The 433-nt window shown below is 71.1% G+C and carries 1 pseudogene; it reads right to left on the bottom strand.

The features are described from left to right. Window positions 1-433: pseudogene (locus MOV74_RS40350) on the bottom strand (helicase); the annotation flags it as partial.

Raw genomic sequence — 433 nt, 5'->3', positions numbered from 1 at the left:
ATCTTCGGGGGTGACGGGCGCCTCAGGGGACGCTTCCAGCGGCGGCTCCGCCTGCGCGGCCTCGTCCGGCAGGTCCATGCCGGGAGCGTCTTCGACGGTGACGGCTTCAACGGCGGCCTCGGTGGATGCCTCCTCGGGCAAGCCGGCGACGGCCTCCGCAGCGGTCTCGGTCGAAATCTCCGCGCTGCCCTCAACGGGCGGCGTCTCTGCCGCGACCGTCTCGGTCACGACAGGCTTTTGCGGCAGCGGCGGACGCTTCTCCATGCGATAGCCGAGGGCACGTAGTACCGACGCAAAATCCTCGCCTGCGGAGCCGGTGAGCGAGGTCATCGCCTGCGTCACCACGAAGCTGCGGCCGTCAAAGGCGCCGGCCGGCTTTTCGCCGGACGCGTTCGCGCGCCAGGCCAGCGCCGGGCGGATCAGGTCGGCAAGG

The sequence above is a fragment of the Bradyrhizobium sp. SHOUNA76 genome (assembly GCF_023006445.1).
Lineage (GTDB): Bacteria > Pseudomonadota > Alphaproteobacteria > Rhizobiales > Xanthobacteraceae > Bradyrhizobium.
Note: the sequence above shows the minus strand (reverse complement) of the source record. Positions and strands in the feature narration are given on the sequence as shown.